Annotated in this window: 14 protein-coding genes; 5 read left to right on the top strand and 9 right to left on the bottom strand. The window is 64.8% G+C overall.

The window, feature by feature from the left end; genetic code table 11:
• Nucleotides 1-187 precede the first annotated feature (187 nt).
• From AC1DW2_RS39125 to AC1DW2_RS39110, 4 genes are all read right to left on the bottom strand, one after another.
• Entirely contained in the window at nt 188-925 is a 738-nt protein-coding gene (locus AC1DW2_RS39125) for a peroxiredoxin-like family protein (RefSeq protein ID WP_063981742.1), read from the bottom strand.
• Nucleotides 922-1,857: a LysR family transcriptional regulator gene (locus AC1DW2_RS39120; RefSeq protein WP_477008677.1), complete on the bottom strand. Its 936-nt coding sequence runs from the start codon at nt 1,855-1,857 to the stop codon at nt 922-924. The genes AC1DW2_RS39125 and AC1DW2_RS39120 overlap by 4 nt, the downstream gene beginning before the upstream one ends.
• A 419-nt stretch (nt 1,858-2,276) precedes the next feature.
• Nucleotides 2,277-2,963 carry an antibiotic biosynthesis monooxygenase family protein gene (locus AC1DW2_RS39115; protein ID WP_063981740.1) on the bottom strand — a complete coding sequence of 229 codons (687 nt, stop codon included), beginning with the start codon at nt 2,961-2,963 and terminating at the stop codon, nt 2,277-2,279.
• Between the two features lie 156 nt (nt 2,964-3,119).
• Nucleotides 3,120-4,145 (bottom strand): ATP-binding protein, encoded by a 1,026-nt coding sequence (locus AC1DW2_RS39110; RefSeq protein WP_245328574.1) that lies wholly within the window; start codon nt 4,143-4,145, stop codon nt 3,120-3,122.
• On the opposite strand from AC1DW2_RS39110, the gene AC1DW2_RS39105 reads away from it, so the two are divergent.
• From AC1DW2_RS39105 to AC1DW2_RS39090, 4 genes are all read left to right on the top strand, one after another.
• Nucleotides 4,120-4,554, top strand: coding sequence for a DUF1003 domain-containing protein (locus AC1DW2_RS39105; RefSeq protein ID WP_245328573.1), 435 nt, complete (start codon nt 4,120-4,122; stop codon nt 4,552-4,554). The genes AC1DW2_RS39110 and AC1DW2_RS39105 overlap by 26 nt on opposite strands.
• A gap of 105 nt (nt 4,555-4,659) precedes the next feature.
• The gene (locus AC1DW2_RS39100) at nt 4,660-5,073 is read left to right on the top strand and encodes a cupin domain-containing protein (RefSeq protein ID WP_063986168.1); all 414 of its coding nucleotides are present in this window, start codon (nt 4,660-4,662) and stop codon (nt 5,071-5,073) included.
• 665 nt (nt 5,074-5,738) lie between these two features.
• Entirely contained in the window at nt 5,739-6,143 is a 405-nt protein-coding gene (locus tag AC1DW2_RS39095; RefSeq protein ID WP_063981738.1) for a baeRF12 domain-containing protein, read from the top strand.
• A gap of 257 nt (nt 6,144-6,400) precedes the next feature.
• Complete coding sequence (locus AC1DW2_RS39090) at nt 6,401-6,766, top strand: hypothetical protein (protein ID WP_063981737.1); 366 nt, start codon at nt 6,401-6,403, stop codon at nt 6,764-6,766.
• An 85-nt stretch (nt 6,767-6,851) separates the two neighbouring features.
• On the opposite strand, the gene AC1DW2_RS39085 is transcribed toward AC1DW2_RS39090, so the two are convergent.
• The 5 genes from AC1DW2_RS39085 to AC1DW2_RS39065 form a co-directional block, all read right to left on the bottom strand.
• Nucleotides 6,852-7,514 carry a LuxR C-terminal-related transcriptional regulator gene (locus AC1DW2_RS39085; protein WP_063981736.1) on the bottom strand — a complete coding sequence of 221 codons (663 nt, stop codon included), beginning with the start codon at nt 7,512-7,514 and terminating at the stop codon, nt 6,852-6,854.
• A 316-nt stretch (nt 7,515-7,830) separates the two neighbouring features.
• Entirely contained in the window at nt 7,831-9,186 is a 1,356-nt protein-coding gene (locus AC1DW2_RS39080) for an HlyD family type I secretion periplasmic adaptor subunit (RefSeq protein ID WP_063981735.1), read from the bottom strand.
• A gap of 9 nt (nt 9,187-9,195) precedes the next feature.
• A complete protein-coding gene (locus AC1DW2_RS39075; protein WP_063981734.1) occupies nt 9,196-11,760 on the bottom strand; it encodes a calcium-binding protein in 2,565 nt (854 codons plus the stop codon).
• Nucleotides 11,757-13,514 (bottom strand): type I secretion system permease/ATPase, encoded by a 1,758-nt coding sequence (locus tag AC1DW2_RS39070; protein WP_063981733.1) that lies wholly within the window; start codon nt 13,512-13,514, stop codon nt 11,757-11,759. The genes AC1DW2_RS39075 and AC1DW2_RS39070 overlap by 4 nt, the downstream gene beginning before the upstream one ends.
• An 84-nt stretch (nt 13,515-13,598) precedes the next feature.
• Nucleotides 13,599-22,601, bottom strand: a complete 9,003-nt coding sequence (locus AC1DW2_RS39065; RefSeq protein WP_477008676.1) for a peroxidase family protein — start codon at nt 22,599-22,601, stop codon at nt 13,599-13,601.
• 357 nt (nt 22,602-22,958) lie between these two features.
• Between AC1DW2_RS39065 and AC1DW2_RS39060 the strand changes: the two genes are divergently transcribed.
• Entirely contained in the window at nt 22,959-23,315 is a 357-nt protein-coding gene (locus tag AC1DW2_RS39060; protein ID WP_028160059.1) for a PRC-barrel domain-containing protein, read from the top strand.
• Nucleotides 23,316-24,488: the final 1,173 nt, after the last annotated feature.

Below are 24,488 nucleotides of genomic sequence, written 5' to 3'. Positions count from 1 at the left end.
AAATTAGAAATTCTCTTTGGACATGTATTCGATAAGCAGAAGATATCGTCGTACGTGAGCGCTGTGAGCGCCGACCCGACCGTCTTACGTCGTAGTAGGCAACTGCGAGTGCGCGGTCGTCGAAGGGCACTTCAAACTGGCTCATCGCCAGGTTTGCCCGGATATTGCTCCCCACCTTCTACTGCCCTCACTCGGACGTGGAAGCGGCCTGGCGCAGCGAGGCCAGGATTTGCGTCGGCTCCTCTCGTATCGTGAAGTCCGGCTCGACGAATGCGCTGCGGATCCGGCCTTCCGCGTCAATCACATAGGTCGCGGGAATAGGTAACATCCACTCCGGTGACCCGTGCCGGGCGCCGAAGTCGAATCCTAGCCCGGAATAGTGCGCTTTGGTCTCGTCGGGCACCCGGAACAGCACGCCATACGACATGGCAACGCCATAGTCGACGTCGGAGAGCACCTTCAGGTCCAAGCCTAGGCTCCGCTTGAGCTGCCGCGGGAAGTCCCTCGTCTCGGGTGTCACCACTGCGAGGGTCGCACCGATGCTCTCGAACTCATCCTTTGCAGCCTGCAGGGCGCAAAGCTCAGCGGTGCAGAAAGGACACCAGCCGCCTCGGAAGAAACTCAGGACGAGGGGTCCTTTGCGGCGCAGCCGTTCGGAGGAGTGGAGACGGCCATCAGCGTCCGGCAGGAGGAAGCTCGGCGCGTCATCTCCAACCTTCAGAGCGTGCGATGCCACGTCTGTATCTCGGAGCCAGCGCACGAGGTGGTTGTATGACTCCCAATCCGCAGCGCTGAACGTCGTCAACAACTCGGTGCGAATCCGGGCGAGTGTCTTGTTGGTTTGATTTAACATCGGTTGGGAGTCATCGGGCTGAGGATCGATTGGCTGGAAGCGGCTGGCCGTCGGCGTGCGTGTCGTGGTCATGCGGGCGCCCTCGACACCACCGGGACCGCTGCGTGCGGCACGCCCCGGTCGGGGGCTTCGACCGACCAGTCGCGAAGCCGCGCGACCTTGACGAATGCGTCCAGCGCCGGGGAGTAGCGGCGCCCTTGCACAGCCAGTAGGCGTACCTCCCGTGAAACCAGGTTGCCTTCGAGCGGGATGGTCTTGAGCGTCGGAAGGCGCGGCATGTGCTCGGGCGCGAGCATCACGCCAAGGCCGGCCGCGGCCATGTGCTGCAGGTGCAGGTCGTGACCGCTGCAGTGGCCAAGCTGGGGCGGGCTCTCGGGGAAATACGATTTCTGGATCTTCGGGGCCACGTCGCAGTCGGCGCGTTCGAGCAAGATGGTCTCGCGGAGGTCGTCGATGCCGATCGAGGGACGATTTGCGAGCCGGTGCGTCGGCGCGAGAACCACAACGTAGCGCTCCTCGAACAGCGACCAGTCATCGATGCGGGCGGGCACATCCYGCACGTCCCCAACCATTGCGACGTTGATCTCACCCTCAAGCAAGAGGTCGACGAGCTTCTTCGCCGCGCCCTCGCGCAGCTCGACGTGAAGTCCAGGAACGAACTTTGCGATCTCCGCGATCGGATCGAGGACGAGCGACGCCGAGATGGAGGGGGCAAGGCCGATCTTCAGTGGCGCAACGTCCTTGCGTTGGAACTCCTGGGCTCGGCGACGCACCGCCTCTGCCGAGGCCAGTGTGCGCTCGAGCATCGGAAGGACCTCCTTTCCAAGATCGGTGAGTTGGGTGAGCTGGCGTTCGCGGTAGATCAACTGGCCGCCGAGTTCCTGCTCGAGCTTCTGCACCCCCTTGGTCAACGCGGGCTGCGTGACATTGCACTGCTCGGCCGCGCGGGTGAAGTTGAGCGTGGACGCGACGGCGAGGAAGTAGCGAACCTGATGAAGCTCCATGGGTTGTTATGTTCTCCGTCAAGGTGCGACTGTCGATAGAGACAAGCCTTTGCAATCGACGGCGTGACAGGCACGTCGCGATCATGGGAAGTAGATGCGACTTGCCTGCGCAGGTTGGAACGGCTCGGCCTATTGATTAGGACGCACGGACACGCTTTCAGGAGTTTCTGAGAGCCAGGTTAGTGCATGCGAGATGGGCGAGTACCGAACGGGCGGCGGCGCCGCCGCGTACCCATGTTCGTCACCTTCGTCAGTGCAGAAATCAATCGTGCGACAGCTAGCGGAGCAAGCCTCAACGATAATTCGTCAACCGCCAATCGTCTGTTTCTTACCAAGCCTGGCTAAACGCGAGACTGGGCGGCATAGCGAACCCAGAGTCGAACTCTCGTGGCAGCATGGCCCTTCCCGACGGAGCGGCGTCAGGCATGGAGGGTCTCGCCGCCCTTGGCATCTTCGAAGTATTGAGGTGCCTCGCGACGGTCGTATTTCCCGTAGTCGCGCACGATCCGCACTCTACGAACCCTTGCCTTGTCATCCGGCGCGGAAGCGTCCTCGTAAGCCTGCGCTGCGGCGGCGTCCTTCCAGGACATGAGCAGAATCAGGTCGCCAGGCGTGAGCACTGCTTCGAAGATGTCCCAGGACGTGAAGTCGGCGGCCCAAGGGTTCAGTCCGAGCCACTCCGCGCAGTCGTACGGATTGTCGGTCTGCTTCCACTCCGCGGGGCGCGTCGCGTTGATCAGCGTGACTGTCAGCCCCTCCCCGACTTCGGTCTCATCGAGCCGCTGCTCCCTGAGGGCGTAACCCACGGGCACCTTATTGTCGGCAGTGATCTGACCGACGCGGAGGTGGTAGCCTGCGAGTATTTCATCGCGGCCCTTCTGCTGGACCTCGTGATGGCGCATGCGGATGCGCCAACGGACGAGCGACTTCTCGTCCCGCCAGTTCGAAAGCGAAAGGATCCAGCCCTCGCGTGTCAGGCTCTTGTAGCGGATGTTGTCGACGAAGCCCTCGACCTGCTCCAGCTCGGGGCGCAGCATGTTGGCGTTGTCGAGGTAGTTATCCCACTTCCCTTTATGGGGGAGGGCTTCGAAAATCACGGAAAACATAGTCTTATCTCGTTCCTAGAGTGCCGCGATGTAGTCGATTCGGTGTCGAAGTGGCCCGACCATACGTCGCATTCACGGTGATTCGCCGGATGGGAAGCCCCCGCGGGCGCGTTCCCGCTTTTCCGCATCTCCGGCCTTCCCGCCACACCGCGGTAGTCACTGACCGCGGGGAGTTTTGGATGACGGCGTGCGCGTGATCCGCGTACCGACAAAGCTGCTCCGGCCCCCCGCATCGTCGACACGCGGGAGACAGAGGCGGACCAGCGTGCCGCCACCTCGCTCGCTCTCTATACTGATCGCACCGCTCCGCCCTTCGGCGAAGCGCCGAACCTGCGCGAGTCCGCTGCCGCCGCCAGCCGCCTTTGTCGTGAAGTACGGAAGGAACGCCTGCGACAGGACCTCCTCAGACATGCCCTCCCCCTCGTCGGCGACGACAATCTCAATGAACCCGCGGTCCGCGCTAAACGGCTCGACATTCCGCGCCGCGACGGTGATCGTGCCGCCGGCCGGCATGGCATCGTCTGCGTTTCGGCAGAGATTCAGGAGCGCAAAGTACAGCTCTTCCGGGTCGGCATTGAAGGTCCATAAGTCAGGCGCGATCTCGGTGCGGACAGTGATGTCCGGGCGCAACGCCCAGTCAAGCGTACCCGCGATCGCTGCGAGACGACTGCCTGCGACAAAGCCGTCGATCGACTTGCGGCATGGTCGCGCAGTATCGAGGAGCTGGCGGCTGAGCGACACGCCTCGCGTAATCGCCTCCTGCATTTTGCCAACGATCGCCTCTCGATAAGCGGCGTCGCTCCGGCACTCGAGCAGCCGCAGGCCGCCGCTGATCACGGCGAGAAGGTTGTTGATGTCGTGGACGACGAACTGCGCCACGTCCCCGATCGACCTCTCCCCCTCCGAACCGCGGGCGAAGGCCACGCGGCGCGTGCTTGACCGTGGGGCGGTTCGGAACAGGACCCCGGAGATCTCGCCGTAGCCCCCGACGACCGGAATCTCCACGCGCCTGGACGCGATCACACCGCTGCCGTGACCGCTGACGCTCCGCACTCTCACGCCGAGTGGGCGCTGCACCCCAAGCGCGACGCCGGCGCGGCCCGCAAGCACGACGACATCCTCCGGCAGAGGGCTCTCGACCTCGCCGGGAAAGGAAATGTCGGATGAATATTTGATCAGCATCTGGGAAACTCCTGGCCTGCGATCGTCCAACAGTACGCCAACTTCGGCCTGTACACGCGGGCGGGCGACGACGGCACGAAGATTGGGTCCAGCACCGAAAAATGGAAAATCACCTCTTGCCATGGAGTCGATAGCCGACCGTTATCGGCACGCCGCGCGCCCAGGCGGCAACGCAGCGCTGATCATCATGCTAAGCCAGAACAAGCAGCAAGATATCGATCGCAAAGCCGCAGGGAGCGACTACCGGATCAATGTAGGGCGAAGCTCAGATTGCTGCATGAGAAGATCGAACAGCTACGTGAGCGAAGTCCTGAAGCCAACGGAGGCCATCAGGATGCTGACCGAGCTGCTCGAGCAGTCAACGTCGGATGCACGCGAGTCCGATGCGGAAAGCGAACCGCCATCATGACGCGCAGCTATTGATTTCATGGCGTGACGTCATTTCCAATTCGCCGCACGGAATTCCATGCTTGCACGGTGCCGGGCTCATCCGACGCGCAATCAGGAGGTTACAATGTCAGTTCACAAGCCGGTTCTCACGGTGCCGCACGGCGGCGAGACAGTGACCTCGAGCGGAGGCTCGAGCGTCGAGATGAAGGTGGAGAGCAGCCAGTCCGGAGGCGAATATGGCACTGTCCTGTGGACGGTGCGAGCCGGGGAAGAACCGCCGCTACACACCCACACGCGCGAGGACGAGCTACTATACGTGGTGCAAGGGAAGCTAATCGCGCGGGTCGGCGATGCCCGTATCGAGGTGGGACCAGGCGCCTACGCGGCTCTTCCCCGCGGTGTGCCGCATACGATCGAGGTGGTCGGCGACCAGGCGACCCTGCTGCTCAGCTTCGTGCCGGGTGGGTTGGAACGCTTCTTGGTCCCCCGGAAAGGCGAGCAGCCCGATCCGGCTGCATTCGGCCTGACGTTCCCCTAAGGGCGGGGACCACGGCGCGCGGGAAATCTGGCAGAAGAACTCTTTCCGGTCGCTGAAGCTCGTCTTGGTCGAACCGGACGCGATCTCCATCGCTGCCGCGTGCGTAGCGCGGTTGCGGTGGGCGAAGTTCTTGACGTAGCCGACCCGCGTCGAGACGACGCCGGGCAAACGCCGCGGAACATTGCGCCGGTCGTCCCGACATCGCGAAGGGTGCGCGCGCTTCCAATGTCGCGACGAGTACCGAGGCATCCGGGCCGAAGCTTCCATCTGCCTTCGAACAAGCTTCGGCAAAGGCGGGGCTTCCGGCGACCGCTTGCGCGAGTGCTCGCAGAGGGAAGCGCCGTAGTCCCGCCGCGGCGCCAAGCGTCTTTCAGTCATTCCGATAACGGTCGGCTATCGACTCCATAGCGAGAGGTGATTTTCCTTTCGACCGCCAAGGACTCAATCTTCGAGTGATCGTCGACCGGCCGGGAAGGCGTTCCCCAGCACACCGACTTCTCGGCCGCCAAGATCGCCGTGCGCGCCGCGCCGCTTCCTACGGCGATCGTTGTACTGCCCTGCTCTGAGGAGTTCCGTGCCGGGAGCTTAAGAGACGCAGCAACACGCCGGCTGACAAGTACATAGCCCGCCGTGTCAGTGCGGGATCGTGAACGGGAGGTCTTTCGATGATTCTGCCTACCGGTGCGACAGTAGCTGTCGCTGACGGCGAGACGATCCGCCTGTTCCACAATACAGGCGTGAAACCTGGGGTCCACTTGGTCGAGATCACGGCGGCTCCGCCTCAGTCCGCCCACTCGGGCTTGGGTGCGCGGCATCGTTCCGGCTCAGCCAACCCCGACGGGAGGCGGCTCGTCGAGGACGACTTCGCGGCAGCGACGGCGGCTTTCCTGAACAAGCTCAGCCTTGACGGAACCATCGAACACTTGGTCGTCGTCTCCGATCCCAGAATCCTGGGAGAGATGCGCAAGCACTTCAATCGCGACCTGAGAGACAAGATCTTAGGGGAGCTCGCGAAGGACTTCAGCCGGCGTCCGCTCGAGGACATCGCCTCACTGATCGCCGACGCCTGACGCGCCACTGCCGAGCGAACTTCGCCCTTCGTGACTTAAGCGGTTGGCTAACCTACATGCCGTTGCGGATGGTCGCGGTTAAGGGCGATCGTCTGCTGGCATTGAGCTATGAGCCCGCCATGGCAGRCTCGGATCCCCCTCGGGGGAATTGTTAGCGGGAGACCGCTACCTACGCTCCCCCAGACGGCATTCCGAGTTTACGGTTTCCTTGGCCTAGCTCCTGCGCTGGGGTTTCACTCTCCGGCGCATGGATTTCATTGGATGGCACCTATTTCAGAAGCCTCCGCACCACCGTAGACGGCAAGAAGGGCGACAACGAACAAGAGACCATGCGTACGGGTTTTACTGTCGCGCTGCCGATCGATCGTCAGAATTCGATCAAGCTCAACGCCGGTACGGGCATCTACACCCGAACGGGCAGCCAGTTCAGCAACGTCGGGATAGCAACCCGACCAGGACCGAACGCGTTATTTCTCCAGCAAACGAGACTTCTGCAGTTTGATCGATACGAGAGAGAGATCCCGTTTTCCAGACGAAAAACGGGATCTCCGATCGGGCTCGGTCTTGTCGGCGCATATCGCCTTCTTCGGCCCGGAATTTCCGGTTCCGACGCTGCAGGGTAGGTGTCCGCTGCCGGGAGCGATACGAACAGGATTCGGGCGAAGGACTAAACCGGCCGGAGCGGGCAGCGCGAATCCTTTTCCTGTTTCAGGCGTCGAGCGACTGGAGTCGGTACTCGGACATCCTCTGGGCGGCGATGATGACCTCGACCCTGTTCCTGGCTTGCATCTTCTGCATCAGCTCGGTCATGTAGTGCTTGACCGTCTTCTCGGTGATGCGAAGCGTCGCGGCGATTTCCTTGTTCGTCATGCCACGCAGCAGCAGCCGGACAATCTGCCCCTCGCGCTGACTGAGCTTGATGGCCTCGGCGACGCGGTGGCGGACGTCGGTGTTGCGGAGCGCGTCGATCACCCGGACCGCAAAGCCCTGGGTAATATAGGTCTCATCCTTCAGCACGGCCCGGACGGCGGCCATCAACTCGTCGGCCGAGGAGCGCTTGAGGACGTAGCCGTGAGCGCCGGCGTCGAGCGCCCGGACGGCATGGTCGACGCCGTGCTGGGAGGTGTAGGCGACGATCTTGATCGCAGGCAGGACGTTGCGGATCGTGCGGATGGCGTCGTAGGTCTCGTCGGGGACGGAGGGGCTCAGAATCATCAGCCTGGGGACATGGAAACGGGCCAGCCGGATCATGTCGGCGGCGGTGACGCCGAAGGCGACGATCTTGAAATCGGTCGACGCCGAAAGAAAGGTCGTGAGGGCCGTCATCATCAAAGGCTGGTCCTCGACAATCGCGATCGTAATATCGCTCATCAAACCCACCCAAAAGAGCCATCATTAAAACTTCCGCCGGTGGAGAACGACGGTTCCAAGGCATTCACGAGGAAAGAAAAATCCCCGAGCCCGAAAGAAAATACCAATTCGTGGAATCCGTCCTTGGATATTCCGGAGGTGTGGCAAGATGCCCGGGCTGCGGTGCTGGGCCGGAAGGCCTCCGAACCCCCGCCGAATGTCGCCGGTTCGCGGCTCCCGACGCTCCCCTTCGCTGAAAGGTTAACGTAAGGAACCCCGGCGGCCACCTCGGCGTCGATGCCTTCCTCGGTGTGTCGGCGGGGAAATTCGTCATGCCTCAGCGCTCCCGAAAGGCGCGTGTCATCTGGTCGATGACGGGCTTGGCCAGATAGGAGGCCGCGGTGCGCTCCTGGGTCGAGACGAAGACCTCCGCCGGCATGCCGGGAACGAGCTTCAGTCCCTTGTGCTGGATCAGGTCCGCCTCGGCCGGAAGCAGGCGGACGTGGGCGATGTAGTGCTCCTGGCCGTTGGACGGATCCCGGGCCGAGGCCGGCGACACCATCGCGACCTTGCCCTTCAGCTCCGGCGTGGTGGCGCGGTTGAAGGCGGAGAGGCGGATGCGCGCCGGCTGTCCAACCCTCACCTGGTCGATGTCGGCCGGCGAGATGCGAATCTCGAACTTGAGGTCGGCGTTCTCCGGCACCACGGTGGCGATCTTGGCCGCCGGGGTGATGACGCCGCCCACCGTGTAGGCAAACAGTTCGTTGATGTAGCCGGACGCCGGGGAACGTATCTCGGTGCGCGACAGCCGGTCCTCGACGGCGAGCTTGCGCTCCTGAAGCTCGGCGATGCGCGCCTCCACTGTGCGCAGGTCCTTCTGGGCCTCGGTCGAGGCGTTCTGGTCCACGGCGATGATCTGCACGCGGATCTCGCTGGTCCTCACCTTGGCGCGCGCGATGCTCGCCTGGATCTCGCCCTGCTCGCCCATGATGCGGGCGTAGTCGCGCTGGGAGGTATAAACGCGCTGGTACTCGACGATCTTGCGCTCGAAGAGCGACTGCAGCTTCTCGCGCTCGGCACCGACGAGCTTACCTTCCTCCTCCTTGGCGGCGAGGCGGGCCGCCATGCCCCTGATCTCCTCGCCGGTTTGGGCGATGCTGAGCTCGAGCTGTTCCTTCTGGCTGTCGCGCGCGGTCTTGTTGCCGGCGAACAGACGGGCCTCGCCGTGGATCACCGATCCGGCGGTCGAAGGGAATAACGCGTGCATGTCGCCGGGAAACTCGACGGACGTCAGGTTGTCGCGTTCGGCCACCAGGCGGGCGCGGCGCCCGAGCGCCTCGACCAGCTGCGCGCGCACGATCAGATGCTCGGCCTTGATCTGGACGTCATCGAGGGTCGCCAGCACCTGGCCTTCGCGAACCTGGTCGCCCTGGCGCACCGACAGTGTCTTGACGATGCCGCCGTCGCGGTGCTGCACCTCCTTGAGGTTCTGGTCGACCTTGACCGTTCCGGCGGCGACCACCGCGCCCTCCAACATCGCCCAGGCGGCCCAGCCGCCGCAACCGGCGACCAGTAGCGCGCTCAGCACGAGGCCGGCGACGATGCGCGGCCACAGCCGCAACGGCCGTTCGCGGGGCGCGTCGATAGCCGGATGCTCCAAGCGGGCGAATTCAGATGCAGCGACATGCTTCATGGCTTCACCTCAGGAATGAATCGACGAGAATTGCAGATGGTGGTGACCGGCGACTTCGATCGTCATGCCGTCTGCGTCGTCGTTGCCGTAATCGACGTCGATGGCGGTGTACTTGCCCTCGGCGAGTTCCTCGAAGCGGAAGCGCACTTGGCGATTGTGGCCGCCGTGGTTCTCGTCGAGGTAGATCTGTTCAAACAGGTCAGCGACTTGCTCCTCGGCGTCGCAGCCTTCCTTGATCGTAATCTGATAGGTCGCGGCCACGATCTTGTCGCCGATTGTGAAGTCGGTGATCTTCTTGACCACGTCCTGCTGCTGAGCGCCGTCATCACCGCGCTGGAACTGAAAGCAGTCATCGCCGGCGCCGCCGGTCAGGACCACCGCGCCGCTGCCGGCGATGATCACGTCGTCACCGGAGCCCGCGATGATCACCTCGAAGCCATCGATCAGGTCCTTGCCGATCTCACGTCCCACGGCGGTGCCGCTGCGCAGATCGATCGTGACGGTGACGGTGGTCGCCGAATAGTCGAGGGTGTCCTGACCCGAATTGCCATCATAGGCGTCGTCGGTGCCGTCGGCCGACGCCAGCACGACGTCGTCGCCGCTGCCGCCGTCCACCTTGTCGGCTCCGCCGCCGTCGGCGATGATGTCGTTGCCGGCCCCGCCGGCGAGAGTGTCGGCTCCCGCACTCCCCGTCATGACGTCGTCGCCCGCGCCGCCGACGACAATCTCGAACTCTGCGATCGCGTCCTCTCCGATATCCTCACCGAAGGCTCGGCCCGAGGCGAGATTCACGGCGATCTTCTTGATGGCCGAGGAATAGTCGAGGGTGTCGGTCCCGGCACCGCCGTCGAGGCTGTCGTCCGCGGCATCGGCCCCAGCGAGAACCAGATCGTTTCCGGCCTCGCCGGCGACCGTATCAGATCCGCCGCCGTCCGAGATCGTGTCGTTGCCAGTCCCGCCGGTCAGCGTGTCGTCGCCGGCGCCCCCGGCCACGACGTCGTTTCCGCCGCCGCCGTCGATCGAGGCCGAAGCCGATCCAGCGGCCGTGAGGGTATCGTCGCCCGCGCCGCCGATGACGATCTCGAACTCCGCGATCGCGTCGTTGCCGATGTCAGTGCCGGAGGCGGTACCCGAGCCCAGATCCACCCTGATCGAACGCGTAGCCGATGAATAGTCCAGCGTGTCTACGCCGGCGCCGCCGGCGAAGCCGTCGTCCGCGGCATCGGCGGCCGCCATTACGATATCGTTGCCCGCGCCGCCGGTGGCGACGTCGTTTCCGCCGCCGTCGGCGATGATGTCGTTGCCGCTCCCGCCGGACATCCGGTCGGCGCCCTCGCCGCCGTCGAGATGGTCGTGGCCGTCACCGCCCTCAAGGGTGTCGTCGCCGGCTCCCGCCAGCAAAATGTCGCGGCCCGCGCCGCCGTCGAGGTGGTCGTCTCCCTCCTCACCCAGCAGGGTGTCGTCGCCTTCGTCGCCCCACAGACGGTCGTCGCCGGTGCCGCCGAACACCACGTCGTTGCCCGTGCCCGCGAACACGGTGTCGTTGCCGTCGCCCGCATAGACCACGTCGTGGCCCGCGCCCGCCAAAATATGGTCGTCGCCGGCCCCACCCGAGATCCGGTCGTTGCCGCCTCTGGCGTCGATGTTGTCGTCTCCGCCGAGTCCCGCGATGGTTTCGGCGCACTGTGTGCCGAGCAGGATGTCGTCGCTCTCGGTCCCGACGATGGGCGGCGCCTCAACCACATTGAAGTAGGCTGTCTGCATGACGATGTGGGAGCCGTCGCTGATCGCGTAGGTCAGCTTGACCTCGCCGAGCATGTTCGGCGCGCGGTCGAATTCCCAGCCGTCCTCGGTGCGGACCAGGGAGCCGGAGGAGGAGAAGATGCCGACCACGGTCAGATTGTCGCCGTCCGGATCGGTGGCGCCGGCCAGCAGCGCCGCCATCGATATCGCCAGACCGTGGCAGGCCACCACGTCGGGAAGATGCACCGCGCCGGAGACGCGGGGCGCGCGGTTGCGGTGATCCGGCGCCGGCGGGTCGCGCGGTCTGTCGCCGCCGCCACCTCCTCCGCCGCCACCTCCTCCGCCACCGCCACTGCCACCACCGGAGCCGGAGTCCTCCTGGCGAGGCCGGTGGTTGTCGTTGGCGACCTTCGGACTCGCGCCGGACCCCTTGTTGTTCAGCTCGGGCTTGTCGGTGCGCGCCTGGGCGCTGAAATCGGTCGCACCGCCGCCTACGGCGCGCTCCTCCTCGGCGTGCGCGACGATCCTGCCCTCCTCGGTCCAGCCCGACGACCGGGGCGGCTCAGGCTGCTCCTCCGCGGGCTCCTCGGCCGCCGCGAGCGCGTCCTCCTTCAGGTTCTCCTCCTCGCCCGAGCCGCGGACCTTTTCACGGTCCTCGCTGGCCCCCAGCTTCATTGGCAGGAAGCTCTTGAGGTAGGCTGTGCAGGATCCGACGATGAGCAAGAAGATCAGCGGCACGAAGCGGCGGCTGCGATCCTGCTTCTCTTCGTAGTCCTCGCGGCCGGGGGCAGTCTCGACGGTGGACTTGCGGGTGGCCTGGACGTTGATCATGCAGGCCTCCGCATTTGGGCTTCTACGGGAATCGTGCCGGCCGGGGTTAGCGCGGAAGGCTGCAGGACAGGAGTCATGATGTCCTGCTTCTTGCCGAAGGCGACCATGCGGCCGGCCTGGACGATGGCGACGAGATCGACCGCCACCAGCGCGCTCGGGCGGTGCGCGATCACGATGGCGACGCCGCCGCGAGCGCGGATGCCCTCGATCGCCGCGGTGAGCGCCGCCTCACCCTCGCCGTCGAGATTGGAGTTGGGCTCGTCCATCACCACCATGAAGGGATTGCCGTAAAGCGCGCGCGCCAGCGCGATGCGCTGGCGTTGACCTGCGGAAAGCGCGCAGCCCTGCGGCCCCAACCTGGTGCGATAGCCCTCCGGCAGCCTGACGATCATCTCGTGGACGCCGGCCGCCTTGGCGGCCGCGATCACCTTGCGGGAGTCGGGCTGGCGCTCGAGGCGACAGATGTTCTCCTCCATGGTAGTGTCCATCAGCGCGACCTCCTGGGGGAGATAGCCGATGTGCCTGCCGAGGTCGTCCTCGCGCCACTGGGTCAGGTCGGCGCCGTCGAGCCGCACGCTGCCGCGCAGCGCCGGCCAGATGCCGGTCAGCGCGCGCACCAGCGTGGTCTTGCCGCCGGCGCTGGGGCCGATGATGCCGAGCGCCTGGCCGGCCTCGAGCTCGAAGGCGACTTCGCTCAGCACCACCTGTCCGGTCCCGGGGACCGCCACGGTGATCTTCTCGACGGAGAGACGGGCGGTCGGATCGGGCAGCCGCATCGGCTCGTCGGCGGAGGCGAGCGCGATGACGGTCTCGCGCAGCCGTTGGTAGGCCATCCGCGCGGCGATGAAGGCCTTCCAGTTGCCGATCGCGAGATCGACGGGGGCCAGCGCGCGCGCCGAGGCGACCGAGACCGCGATGATGGCGCCAGCCGAAAGCTCACCCTTGATGGTGAGGTAGGCGCCGAGCCCCAACAGGGCCGACTGCAGCACCATGCGTAGCACACGCGAAACCGCGGCGAACCCGCCGGTGATGTCGTTGGCCTTCGTCTGCAGATCGAGATGCTCGGCATTGGCCTCGTTGAAGCGGCCGACGGCGCGGCCTGCGAAGCCCATCGCCTTGAGCACCTCGGCGTTGCGCGCGTTGCAGTCGGCGATGCCGTTGCGTTCCGTCGCCGCCTTGCGCGTGGACACGATGAGACGGCGGGTCATGACTTCGCTGACCACGGTGAGCACGACGAGGACGAGCGCGCCCGCGAAGGTCAACGCGCCGAGCATCGGATGAAGGAAGTAGATGAAGGCCAGATAGATCGGCATCCAGGGCAGGTCGAACAACGCCGAGGGGCCCTGGCTGCCGAGGAAGCCACGGACGGTGTCGACGTCCCGCCCGCGCTCCAGCGCTTCGGAGGTGGAGAAGCCGAAACGCGGCATGTCGATGGCGACGCGATGCGCCAGCGGCGCGATCTTGCGGTCGATCCGGGCGCCAACCCGCACCAGCACCTGGGAGCGGACGACGTCGAAGGCACCCTGGAATAGATAGAGCCCGATCGCGAGCACCGAGAGCATCACCAGGGTGGGGATGCTGCCGCTGGTCAGCGCGCGGTCGTAGATCTGCATCATGTAGACGGAGCCGGTGAGCGCCAGCACGTTGATCATGCCGGAGACCACGAACAGAAACAGGACGATGCTGCGGAAGCCCCTTGTCAGCTCGGCCAGGCGCCGGCGCTTCGCGGGTGTGAGCTCTTTCGGTTTAGCCATTTGTTTGGATGCCCTCAGGTGCGAGGAACAGAAATCTGGCCGGAACGGAAAGATGGTCTCCCGTTCCGGCATAGGGTCGTGAGGCTAGAGCGTGACGTTGGAGCCGAGGTTCTGGTGGCCCGCGATCTCGATCTTGAAGTCGGCGGCGGCGTTGCCGTCGACGTTGCCCTGGATGACGGTGAATTCCTGACCGTTGTGAGTCTCGTAGCTCACCGCGAGCTGCCCGGCCGCGGTGAACGCGGCATCGGAAACCAGTGTGAAGCTCTGGTTGCCGTCGACGGCGTAGTTCGCGTCGATGCCGCTGAGGTCGATGCGGTCTCCCGGCTCGAAGCCGACGATGGTGTCGCCCTTGGCCGCTTCCACCGAGCTGAAGCGGAAGGTGTCGTCGCCGAGCCCTCCTTTCATCACGTTGGCGGCGGTGCCGGCGACGATGACGTCGTTGCCGGAGCCGGTGGTGACATTCTCGATGCCCCACAGCGTGTCGTTGCCGGTCTGCGAGCTCGAGGCGCTGCCGTTCGCGAGCGGGCCGGAACCCAGGTTGACGGTGACGGCCGTGCTCGCCGCTGACATGTCGAGCGTGTCGGTGCCCGACCCACCGGCGCCTTCGTCGCCGAAATAGGCGTCGTTGCCATCGCCAATCTCGGCCACGATCAGGTCGTTGCCGGCCCCGCCGAACACGGTGTCGTCGCCCGCACCGGCGTTGATCAGGTCGTCGCCCTGATCGCCGAAGATGCGGTCCGCCCCGGCATCGCCGTAGACGATGTCCGCGTCGGCTCCGGCGAACACGTGGTCGTCGCCCGCGCCAGCGAAGATCACGTCCCGGCCAGCACCGCCGTTGACGAAGTCGGCCCCCTCGCCGGCCGAGATCGCATCGGCGCCAGCATGGCCGACGGCGATGTCGTCTCCTGCGAAGGCGACGATGCTGTCGTCGCCGGGTGTGCCGACCAGCGTATCGGACTGCGCCGTGCCGTTCCGGACCACGCCGTCGGTTGCGGTCTCGGTCTCTTCTTCGTCGTCACCGCCCGCCGTTGGCGCCTCGTCATCCTCGTTCGGCGTTTCGGTTTCTTCCTCGTCGTCCTCGTCCGGCTCATTGGGTTCGAACTGGGGCGGCACCATGCCCGAGAAGGTGACCGAATGGGTTCCGTTCGAGATGGTCTTGGTGCCGTCCTGGTTCTCGACCAGGTGGTAGGTCGCCGGATCCGCCCCTTCCGGAAGCTCGATCACGTCCTCGGCCTGGAGGGCGCCGATGATGGTGTCGTTGCCGCCGTTGGACTTGAACACGATGCGATGGGCCGAGGTGAGGGCCGAAATGTCGATCGTGTCGTCGCCCTCGTCGCTATCGATCGTGATGGTGTTGAGGCGCAGGCTGGTCGCGGTGAAGTCGCCGACGACCGTGAACGTATCGCCTGCTCCCGCGCCGCCCGTCGCTCCAGTCGGTTCGATGCCGTTGATGCGGATCTCCTCGATCTCGCTCAGTTCCGCGATCACGTTGGCGAAGGCCGAACCGCCTCTTGTGACGACGATTTCCGGCGTACGCCCGCCGAAGCTCGCGATGTCGTTGCCGGCAACGGCATCCCAGGCGGCCAACGTATAGATCGTGTAGGCCTCGCTGGAGGTGTTGCCATTGATGACGAAGGTGTCGCCCGCGGTGCCTTCGGTGCCGCCATTGACGATGTCGCGGCCATCGGTCGGGACCGCCGTCGCATTGGCGTTCCAGACAATGGTGTCGTCTCCCGCACCGCCGTTGACCGTGTCTGCCCCGGCGTTGAGGCCCGGCGCGGTGACGTTGACCGTGAAATTGTCGACGTAGAAGTTGTCGCCATTGTCCCAGTTGTTGCCGTCGCCGGTAGTCCGGAAGCGGATGGCCGAGTTCGAGCCGATCTGGGCGGGCGTCAGGGCGGCGCTGAAGTTGAAGGTGCCGTTGGCACCGCCTCCCAGCGTTCCGCCGGTCAAGACCTCCCAGGCGTTGGTGTTGACATTCCGTGCCTCGACGATGACGGTCTGGCCGCCGTTGAGATTGTCGTCCTCGTAGGTGAACGACACCGTCGCCGCGGTCGCGCCGGCGAGGTTGACGGCGCGCTCGATCGTCTCGCCGCCATCGACGCCCTGATTGAACTGAAGGCGGCCGCCGGTGATCGAGATGTCGCCTGCTGTCGGGCTGGTCGTCTCGCCGCCGCCTTCGGTCCAGTTTCCCGTGAACGCGAGCGTGCCGTTGCTGTTCGAATACGACGCGGCTCCGAAGCTGTCGACGTAAGCGCCGTTGTTGCTGCCGGTGCCACCGGTCAACGTGTCGTTGCCGTCGTCGCCGTTGAGGGTATCCGCGCCCTCGCCGCCGAGGATGACATCGTCGCCACCGCCGCCGCTCAGCGTATCGTTGCCGCCGAGGCCGTCGATGAGGTTGGCACCGCCGTTGCCGGTGATGACGTCGGCGTTGGCGCTCGCCGTGCCGAACGGCGCCGGCGCGGCCTGCGCAAGGACGTAGTCGGACGCGTCGATCGCGGCCGTCGTCGTGTTGTTGACCTGGATGGTGCCGATCGTCGCCAGGGACGCATCCCTGACCGTGAGCACGGTATTGGCGCCCACCTGGGTCTCGACAACACGCGTCGCCAGGTTGGCGGCCGTGATGCCGAGGGCGCTGAGGTTGATCAGGTCCTGGCCCCCGGCCGCGGTCGAGTCGAAGCCGGTGATGGTATCGGCACCGAACCCGGCGGCGTTGTAGACCACCACGTCGTTGCCATCGCTGACGTTGATGGTGTCGCTGCCGGCGCCGCCGATAATGGTGTCGGTATCGCCGCCGGTGCCTCCGCTCAGCGTATCGTCGCCAGTACCGCCGTCGACCAGGTCGGTACCGTTGCCGGCATCGATGGTGTCGTTGCCACCACCGCCGAAGATCTGGTTGTTGGCGCCGTTGCCGGCGATGGTGTTGGCCTGCGCGTTGCCATTGCCGTTGATGGCGTCGCCTCCGGTCAGCGTCAGGTTCTCGACTTCGGCCCCGACTGTGTATGAGACCGAGGACTGCACCGTGTCGGTGCCGCCGGCCGCAAGTTCGGTCACCACGTCGGCGGCATCGTCGACGACGTAGATGTCGTTGTCGGCGCCGCCGGCCATGACGTCGGCCCCGGCTCCGCCGTTGAGGGTGTCGGCCCCGAGCCCACCTGTCAGCGTGTCGACGTCGTCGCCGCCGTTGAGGGTATCGTTGCCGTCGCCGCCGTCGAGCGTATCGTTGCCCAGACCGCCGTTCAGGGTGTCGTTGCCCGCCAGACCGCTCAGCGTGTCGGCCAGATCGCCGCCGGTGATGACGTTGTTGCCGGCGTTGCCGGTGCCGATGAACTGGTCGGCGTCGACGCCGCGGTAGGTGAGGTTCTCGACGTTGGCCATGCTCGCGATGGAAAGCTCGGCCAGGAAGGTCTCGACGGTGTCGGTGCCCTCGTCCTGGGCCTCGATCGCGACATCGAGCAGATCGTCGATGCCGTAGGTGTCGTTGCCCGCACCGCCGACCATCGTGTCGGCGCCGACGGCGCCTTCGAAGTCGTCACCAGCGAGGTTCAGCCGGGCGTCGAGATCGTCGTTGCCCGCACCGCCGACCAGGAGGTCGTCGCCGAGCCCGCCGACGAGGTCGTCGTTGCCGGTGCCGCCGAAGATCAGGTCGTTGAGGCCGCCGCCAGTGATCTCGTCGTCGACGCCCTGCTCGCCCACCACGAAGTTGGCCTGAGTGTTGGTCACCGCATTCAGCGACATGTCGACGTCGCCGCCTGCCCGGTCGGCCGGATCGGAGCGGCTGATGAAGTAATCCTCCGCGCCGAGCGCATAGCCGGCGAAAGTCGCGCCGTTGAAGTTGATGCGTTCGACGCCGGTCTGCGCGTTGTTGCCGGTGAAGTGGCCTGCCACCGTGATGGACTGGGCGACGGAGCCCGTAGGCCCGGTCGGTAGGCTGTAATTGATGACCAGGTCGCCGGTCTGGGTCGCGGTGCTGCTGTCGAAGGCGTCCAACGCGGTGATCGTCGGTACCGGAAGCAGGGTCACCGGGTCGATGATGGGCTGACCGGACGCATCGACCGCGTTCGGAGCCTGGATCGAGATGCGGTCGGCGGTGCCGCCGCTGGCGGCATTGACAGCTTCGTTGATGAGGTCGTTGCCGTCGCCGAGCCCGAACGCGTAGGTGTCGTTGCCGAGACCGCCGTTGAGGGTGTCAACGCCGCCGTTGATGCCGGCTCTGACGATCGTGATCGTCAGGTTATCGACGTAGAAATTGTCACCGTTGTCCCAGTTGTTGCCGTCGCCGGTTGTCCGGAAGCGGATTCCCGAGTTCGCGCCGATCTGGGCAGCGGTCAGCGTCGCGCTGAAATTGCCGTTGCCTGTCGCGGTGGTGCTGCCGAGCGTGCCGAGAACTTCCCAGGTGCCGCTGCCGCTGTTGCGGGCCTCGACGATGACACTCTGGCCCACGCCGAGATTGTCATCCTCGTAGCTGAAGGACAGCGTTGCGGCCGTAGCCCCCGCCAGGTTCATCGAGCGTTCGATGGTTTCGCCGCCATCGACGGTCTCGTTGAAACGAAGGCGATTGCCATCGATTTCGATGTCGCCGCTCGTGGCGCTGTTGTTGTCGTTTTCCGTCCAGTTTCCGGCGAAGTTTGCAGCATTACCATCGTTGCCGGAATAGCCGCCCGAATTGAAGTTGTCGGCAATCGTTCCCGTCGCAGAACCCGGACCGCCGACCAGGATGTCGTTGCCGCCGAGACCGTTGAGCACGTCGGCTCCGGCAAGGCCGACGATGATGTCGTCGGTCGCCGAACCGTTCAGCACGGGACGGTTGTCGGACGGCGGGCCCTGCGGGGCGAGGCCATTGTCGCTGAACGGGGTGCCTACGACGATACCGAGAGTGCCGTCGGAAAACTGCAACCTCTCCATGTTGCGCAGCAGGTCGGTGCCATCGAGCGGATCGAGGCCGCCGGTGTTGGAGACCACGAGGGTGCCGTCGGCGCGCGCCGAGAACGAATAGTTGGCGCGGACGTCGGAGTAGACTGCGGTGTCGATGTCCGATGCCGCCGCGCCGTCGGAGACGATGTCGCGGACGATCTTGAGCTGGCCAGGATTGATCTGACCCGAGAACACTTTCTGGACCAGAGTCGTCATGCTGTCGTGGAACTCGAGCACGGTGTTGCCGACCGGGCCGTTCTCGTCGAAGTCGGACATCACCGCGATGCGCACCCGCAGCCATCGGTCGCCGTCGAGGATATCGTCGCCGCCGCGGCCTTCGATGAGGTCGCTGCCGGCACCGCCGAGCAGGATGTTGCCGCCGACGAAGCTGCCGTTGGCATCGAACGAGGCCGGTCCCGCGCCGGCGAGAAGCGCCTGCAGGCCCGTGATGAGGGCGATGCCCTCGGCATCCAGGGCACTGCCGCGGAAGCCTTCGGTCGGCACGAGGTCGGGGGTCACGTCGGAACCGCGGATGACGTCATTGTGGGCCGATCCGGACGCGCCTTCGACCTGGGTGAAACTGTCGAGCGCCGCGTTGCCCGGAAGCACCGGCAGACCGGGCAGGATCACCCGGTTGAGGTCGACGTCGACCGCCAGATTCATGTTGGCGTAGGTCGTCCAGTCGTAGCCGGACATGCCGTCGAACTTGCCGCGACCAAGGCTGCCGAACCAGATATCGTCGCCGCCTTCGCCAATGAATTCGTCGAAGCCGCCGTCCCCGTGGAACACGTCGTGGCCCTTGACGGCATCGAGCTGGAACTGGTCGTCGAAATTGTCGCCGACCGCGCCGGTCCAGGCGCCGATCTCGATCCAGTCGTCACCTTCGCCGCCAAGCGTCTGCTCGGTGGTCTTGCTGCCGAGAACGAAGTCGTTGCCGACCCCGCCGAAGGCCTCATCGAGACTGTCGGCGCCGAGCACGATGAAGTCATCGCCCTCGTCGGCGACGATCAGGTCGACGCCCTGGCCGGCGTTGACCGCGTCGTGGCCGCGGCCGGTGCGCATGATGTCGTCGCCGAACTGGTCGGTGATGATGTCGTCACCGTCGCCGCCGATGTACTGGTCGTTGCCGGCGCCGCCCTCCATGCGGTCGTTGCCGGCGTCGCCATAGAGGGTATCGTCACCCTCGCTGGCGATCAGCGTGTCGGCCTGGTCGGTACCGCCCAACAGGACGTGGTCGGCGCCGGTATAGCGCAGGTAGTTCGCTTCGGCTCCATCGGTCGCCGGGTTGTCGCGCAGGACCAGCGGGGTCAGGATCGTGCCACCGGTCGGATCGGCCGAATCGAGCCCCGGATTCCACTGCCGGGTCTGGTCGACTTCGAGGATGAGGCCGGGCGTGGAGAACACGTCCGAAGGCAGATGGCCGGCGTCGGCATTGAGGCCGATTACCTTGGCGAAGGTGTTGTTCTCCATCTCTGACAACAGATGCAGCCCGTCGAGCCGCTGCAGGTAGTAGAAGCGGTCGCCGTCCTGCAGCTTTTCGAGCTGAACCTCGAACACGAAGTTGAAGGTAGAGCCCAGCATGCCGCCGAACGGCATGACCTTCTCGGCGAGACCGCCGATCCAGAGATCGACGTTCTCGAGGCCGCCCAGCGAGCCGCCGGCGTAGATGCCGGTCGCGTTGAGGAAGGCTATGCGGTCGGCATTGAATGCCGCGAGCTCGGCCGGGTCGGTCGGAACGACGACGTCGCCGAAGCTGGTGCCGAAGATCAGCGCCATGGCCGCGTCGCGCTTGCCTTCGACCGTCGTCTCGCCGGTGATCAGCGTGTGCGTTCCGTAGGCGGCGACGAAGTTGATAATCGAAGCCTCGTTCTTGAGGTGGCTCGCGAAGTCGACCCAGCTCGCGTAGGGCCGCAGCTCTTCGGCGTGGCTGCTTGCCTCAAAGAAGTCGCGGCGCGCAGCGTTCAATGACGGCACGCCGGCATCGCGGCCGCGGGCCAGGTTAATGGTAGCCAGATCGAGCGGCAACCCGAGCAGATTGTTGCGCAGCGCGCTGGTGACGAACTCGTCGATCTCGTTGCCGACCTGCCGCGTCATGCCGCGGATGATGTTGCCGGCGGCGACGCTGTCCGCGACGGTGTGGCCCGAGTCGAATTCGATCGGGTTGAGGAAGGCCTCGATGAGCCCGATCTGGTCGTTAGTGAAGGTCGGGTCGAGCCGGTCGATCGTCTCGGTCAGCATTGAGTGGCCGAAGCGGTAGACCACGTGCGCGAATTCGGCGACAATGCTCGGATTGATGTCGGCGTGGTATCCGTCCGGCACGACGAAGAAGTCGATGTTGGGCTGCACCTTGCGGGCGAAGTCCTCGAAGACGAGATGTTGGTATTGCATCTCGGTGCCGAACTTGGCGGCCTGGAACAGGCGTTCGCCATCCCAGACGAGGGCGGCGATCTGAGCGGGCGTCGTCGGCAGTGCGGCGAGGTCGACGGCCAGCCATTCGTTGAGGAAGGCCAGGTCGTTCGAGGCCAGGACGATCTCTTTGGTGTGCTCGACCAGCCGGTTGTGCTCGGAGTGGAAGATGTGGTGGACCGCGGTCAGGCCGATGTTCTCGTTGGCGCGGCCGTCGCCGGCGATGAAGTGGGCGTCCAGCAGTTCGTTGTCGTAGACCGCCGGGTTGTTGCCGGGGTTGAGCAGCCCGATTTCAATGTCGCCGTCGGCGATGCCGTTCGGCACGGCGTCGTGCGCGATGTCGGCAAGGAAGGCGGCGTTGATACGGATCGCGGTGGCGACGCTGACCGGCGCCGTCGAGGTGCCGGAGATGACGATGTCGTCCGCAGTGTTCGGAATGCCGTCGGCGCCGACGCCGGTGATCACCTGGGCGAAGCCCGCGGCATTCGGAATGAAGTTGCCGTACGGGTCGGTGCGAAGCAGCGGCACCGCGCCGACGTCCTGGTCGGTCAGGAGGATGCCAAGCATCTTGGCCTGTTCCTTGACCTCGCCCCAGGTGGCCATGCCGCCCGGCTGGTCTCCGCCGCCCTCGATCAGCTGGCCGGTAGCGTGCGGGACGCCGTTGGCGTCGAGCGCGTACTGGCGCAGGAAAACCTGGTGGGAGGCATGCGACGTATAGGTCTGGTTCTGGTCGACAAACGGCGTCGTGGTGTTGACGGGACGCACGTCGTCGGCCGTCCCCATGACGCCGTCGGCGCCCGGGCTGACGGTGGCGCGGGTCAGGACCATGAAGTTGGTCGGGCTACCCGGCACGTACAGCGGATCGTCCGGCTGGAGCGGAACGAACACGGTGCCGCTGCCGCCCTTGTTGACGAGATCCAGACCGTGATCGAAGAACTGGCCGAACAGAGTGAACCAGGAGTTGAACGGGGCCGACAGGCCGACGTCCGGAGAGACGTTGACGACCTGGACGTTGTCGCCGTCCATTGTGATCCCGAACGGCTCGAGGCCCGCATCGCGGACCGCGCGCGCCACCGCCAGATCGTTGAGCATGTCGTTGTGCACCGCCGTGGCCGCCGCGAAGGCGTCGATCGCCGCCTGTTCGGCCGCGCCGGGAACGGTGGACTCGTCGCCGTCGCTCAGCTGGTTCGCCGCCGCCTTGGCGTTCTGCATCACCACGCGGGCCTGATACTCGGCGTCGAGCGCGGGTTTGAAGGCGTTGTAGATATCTTGCACGAGGGCGACGTTAGCCAGCGTGGCCTCGACGATCCCGCCGGACTGCAGGCCCTTCATGATCGCCGCCGGGTTCGCGAGCGTCTGATCGACGATCAAGTTAGAGATGGTGCGCAGGCTCGAATCGAACACCATCGAACCCGGGTTGTTGGTCGGCGCGTAAGACGTCGGCACGGCGGGCACGCCCGGCGGCAGGAAATTGCCCGGCACGTTTTCGGCGGGCCTGAAGGTCGGATCCAGCAGTTCGGGGAACGGCATGTCCGCAGCGCCCCACTTCTCCTGGCCGGGCAGCAGGTTGTTGTTCTGTCCGTCGACGGTACGAAGGCCGATGCTGAGGTTGTAGGATGGGACGGAGCCGACCTGGCCGGCCAGACCGGCTCCGTAGAGCGGCGCGGCGTTCGGGTCGAGCGGATCGACGATATAGGCGGCGTGCTTCTCCGCGACCTTGATCTGCGCGAGAATGAAATCCAGATCGCTCCTGATGTACGCAACCATGGCGGCCTCACCTGTTGTGGCGCACGGTCCGCCGCGGCGGCCGAGCTGTTGAAATTTTTGCGAGCCGTCCGCGTCGGATGGCTCCTATGGGCTCAGGTTAGATTTTTCTGTGAACAACGGGACAGGGTACAAGGTCCAACGACCTCGTGGGACCGAGGTCTGGCGCTTCGGCCGACCATGGTCGTAGGACCTTGGTCCGATCGGCGGACGACCATCCTCGGTTCGCCAGCACCTCGATCTGTCACAGGCGCTTCGCCTCGCGCGTTGCGATGAATTCACCAACTCGGGTGAAAACGTAGGAACGAGCGCCTCCCGATCTCAGTTGTTGTGCATCAATGTTTCTAGAAGGAGACGACGATGGAAACGGAAAGGCGTGAAACAGGTACGCTAATAGGCAGCGACAAGGTCGAAGGCACGGCAGTCTATGGGTCTGACGCCCAGAAGATCGGTTCGATCGAGCGCGTTATGATCGACAAGGTCAGCGGCCAAGTGTCGTACGCGGTTCTCGGCTTCGGCGGCTTCCTCGGCATCGGGGACGATCACTATCCGCTGCCTTGGCAATCGCTAAAGTACGACACAGGTCTCGGCGGCTACCGGACCAATCTTACCGCAGACAGGCTTCAGGGTGCGCCGAAGTACGGCAACGACAATGCCTGGGACTGGAACGACCCGGGACGTGCCAGAGCAGTGAACGACTACTATTCCGGGTTCTGACGGTTGCCGGCAAGCCCGCCTGCGAGAGCGGGCTTGCCTCGGCGGTTAACGCCGCCCCGGGGTGTATGGGCGCGAGTGGGGATACGGTGGGGACACCCCGCGCACAAGGCGGATCATCGTAGGTTCAAATCATCCGCAACAAAACACATAAGCCATCGCGTCATCTGTTGCACAACCTGCAGTGGGCGCCGTGCGAACACCGAGCCACGGCGGCGGTTGTATCGCTCCCCTGACTATTGGATTAACCCGGTTTCCGATTTGGGTCACAAGCCGCCGGTCACGCTCAAGATAGCAGACTTCCGCTTTGCGTTGGTAAGCCGACGTTTAATAGCGCGCGAATGCCACTACCCCGGCTCCTTTCCGCTCGGCTGCCCCCGAGCGTGCTCAGCCCCCTCAAAGCGCCAATACGTCACCGCGCTGGAAGCTCCACATTCGTTACACTGAAGGCCTTGCTCGCCTAGCATGTATCGTCCCCGGCGGAAGAGATTGCGACAGGCAGATATCTTACACGAACGACAGACCAGCGATGAGTTTCGCAATCGCCAGCGAAGAATGACGTCGCTTAACACGATCCAAAATCCTTGACTGCAATCAGCTAATCTTCACGCTATCGCGAGCTGGGTAAAGGCTCCCCTCAGGACAATAAGCATTCTGAATTGTGTACTTGTGGACACAACACATCCTCGGCCGGCGTTACCGCCGCGAGCTGATCAATAAGAGGCCGCGACCTCGGAGCGTCAGGATCAGCCAAGCGATTAGGCCAGCTTTCACGGTGCCTACGGTGACAATGCCTGCCTGAATAAGTCGCTCGGTCATGGTGCCCCTCGCGAAATTGAGGCAGTAACCATGCGCTCAACCGGTACTGGCTAATCGATCTGCGCTACCTTAAGTTACGTCAGGGACTTTGCGTTCGAGCATGGCTGCCTCGACCTGATCCGCAAGAACCGTGAGATGGCTGGCTCTAGAGACGAATACGCATTGTCGCTATGGACGGCGATGCCGTCTGGCTTCGTGCCTGCCTAACTATCTTCTTTCTGAAGAAGAGAATGCAAACGTTGAGCGAGTTCGGACACGCCAAAGGGCTTGTGAATAATCGGGAACTCGTCTGTCGCCCCATGACGCGCGAGCACGTCTCCTACGTAGCCCGACGTAAGTAATATCTTGATCCTGCTG

Source organism: Bradyrhizobium sp. P3_C3 (genome assembly GCF_056402655.1).
Note: the sequence above shows the minus strand (reverse complement) of the source record. Positions and strands in the feature narration are given on the sequence as shown.

What these genes read in the sequence shown, in the direction of transcription:
- AC1DW2_RS39125 (WP_063981742.1), bottom strand. Translation starts at nt 925, where the DNA reads ATGACCACGACACGCACGCCGACGGCCAGCCGCTTCCAGCCAATCGAT.
- AC1DW2_RS39115 (WP_063981740.1), bottom strand. Translation starts at nt 2,963, where the DNA reads ATGTTTTCCGTGATTTTCGAAGCCCTCCCCCATAAAGGGAAGTGGGAT.
- AC1DW2_RS39105 (WP_245328573.1), top strand. Translation starts at nt 4,120, where the DNA reads ATGTCGGATGAATATTTGATCAGCATCTGGGAAACTCCTGGCCTGCGA.
- AC1DW2_RS39110 (WP_245328574.1), bottom strand. Translation starts at nt 4,145, where the DNA reads ATGCTGATCAAATATTCATCCGACATTTCCTTTCCCGGCGAGGTCGAG.
- AC1DW2_RS39100 (WP_063986168.1), top strand. Translation starts at nt 4,660, where the DNA reads ATGTCAGTTCACAAGCCGGTTCTCACGGTGCCGCACGGCGGCGAGACA.
- AC1DW2_RS39095 (WP_063981738.1), top strand. Translation starts at nt 5,739, where the DNA reads ATGATTCTGCCTACCGGTGCGACAGTAGCTGTCGCTGACGGCGAGACG.
- AC1DW2_RS39085 (WP_063981736.1), bottom strand. Translation starts at nt 7,514, where the DNA reads ATGAGCGATATTACGATCGCGATTGTCGAGGACCAGCCTTTGATGATG.
- AC1DW2_RS39080 (WP_063981735.1), bottom strand. Translation starts at nt 9,186, where the DNA reads ATGAAGCATGTCGCTGCATCTGAATTCGCCCGCTTGGAGCATCCGGCT.
- AC1DW2_RS39075 (WP_063981734.1), bottom strand. Translation starts at nt 11,760, where the DNA reads ATGATCAACGTCCAGGCCACCCGCAAGTCCACCGTCGAGACTGCCCCC.
- AC1DW2_RS39070 (WP_063981733.1), bottom strand. Translation starts at nt 13,514, where the DNA reads ATGGCTAAACCGAAAGAGCTCACACCCGCGAAGCGCCGGCGCCTGGCC.
- AC1DW2_RS39065 (WP_477008676.1), bottom strand. Translation starts at nt 22,601, where the DNA reads ATGGTTGCGTACATCAGGAGCGATCTGGATTTCATTCTCGCGCAGATC.
- AC1DW2_RS39060 (WP_028160059.1), top strand. Translation starts at nt 22,959, where the DNA reads ATGGAAACGGAAAGGCGTGAAACAGGTACGCTAATAGGCAGCGACAAG.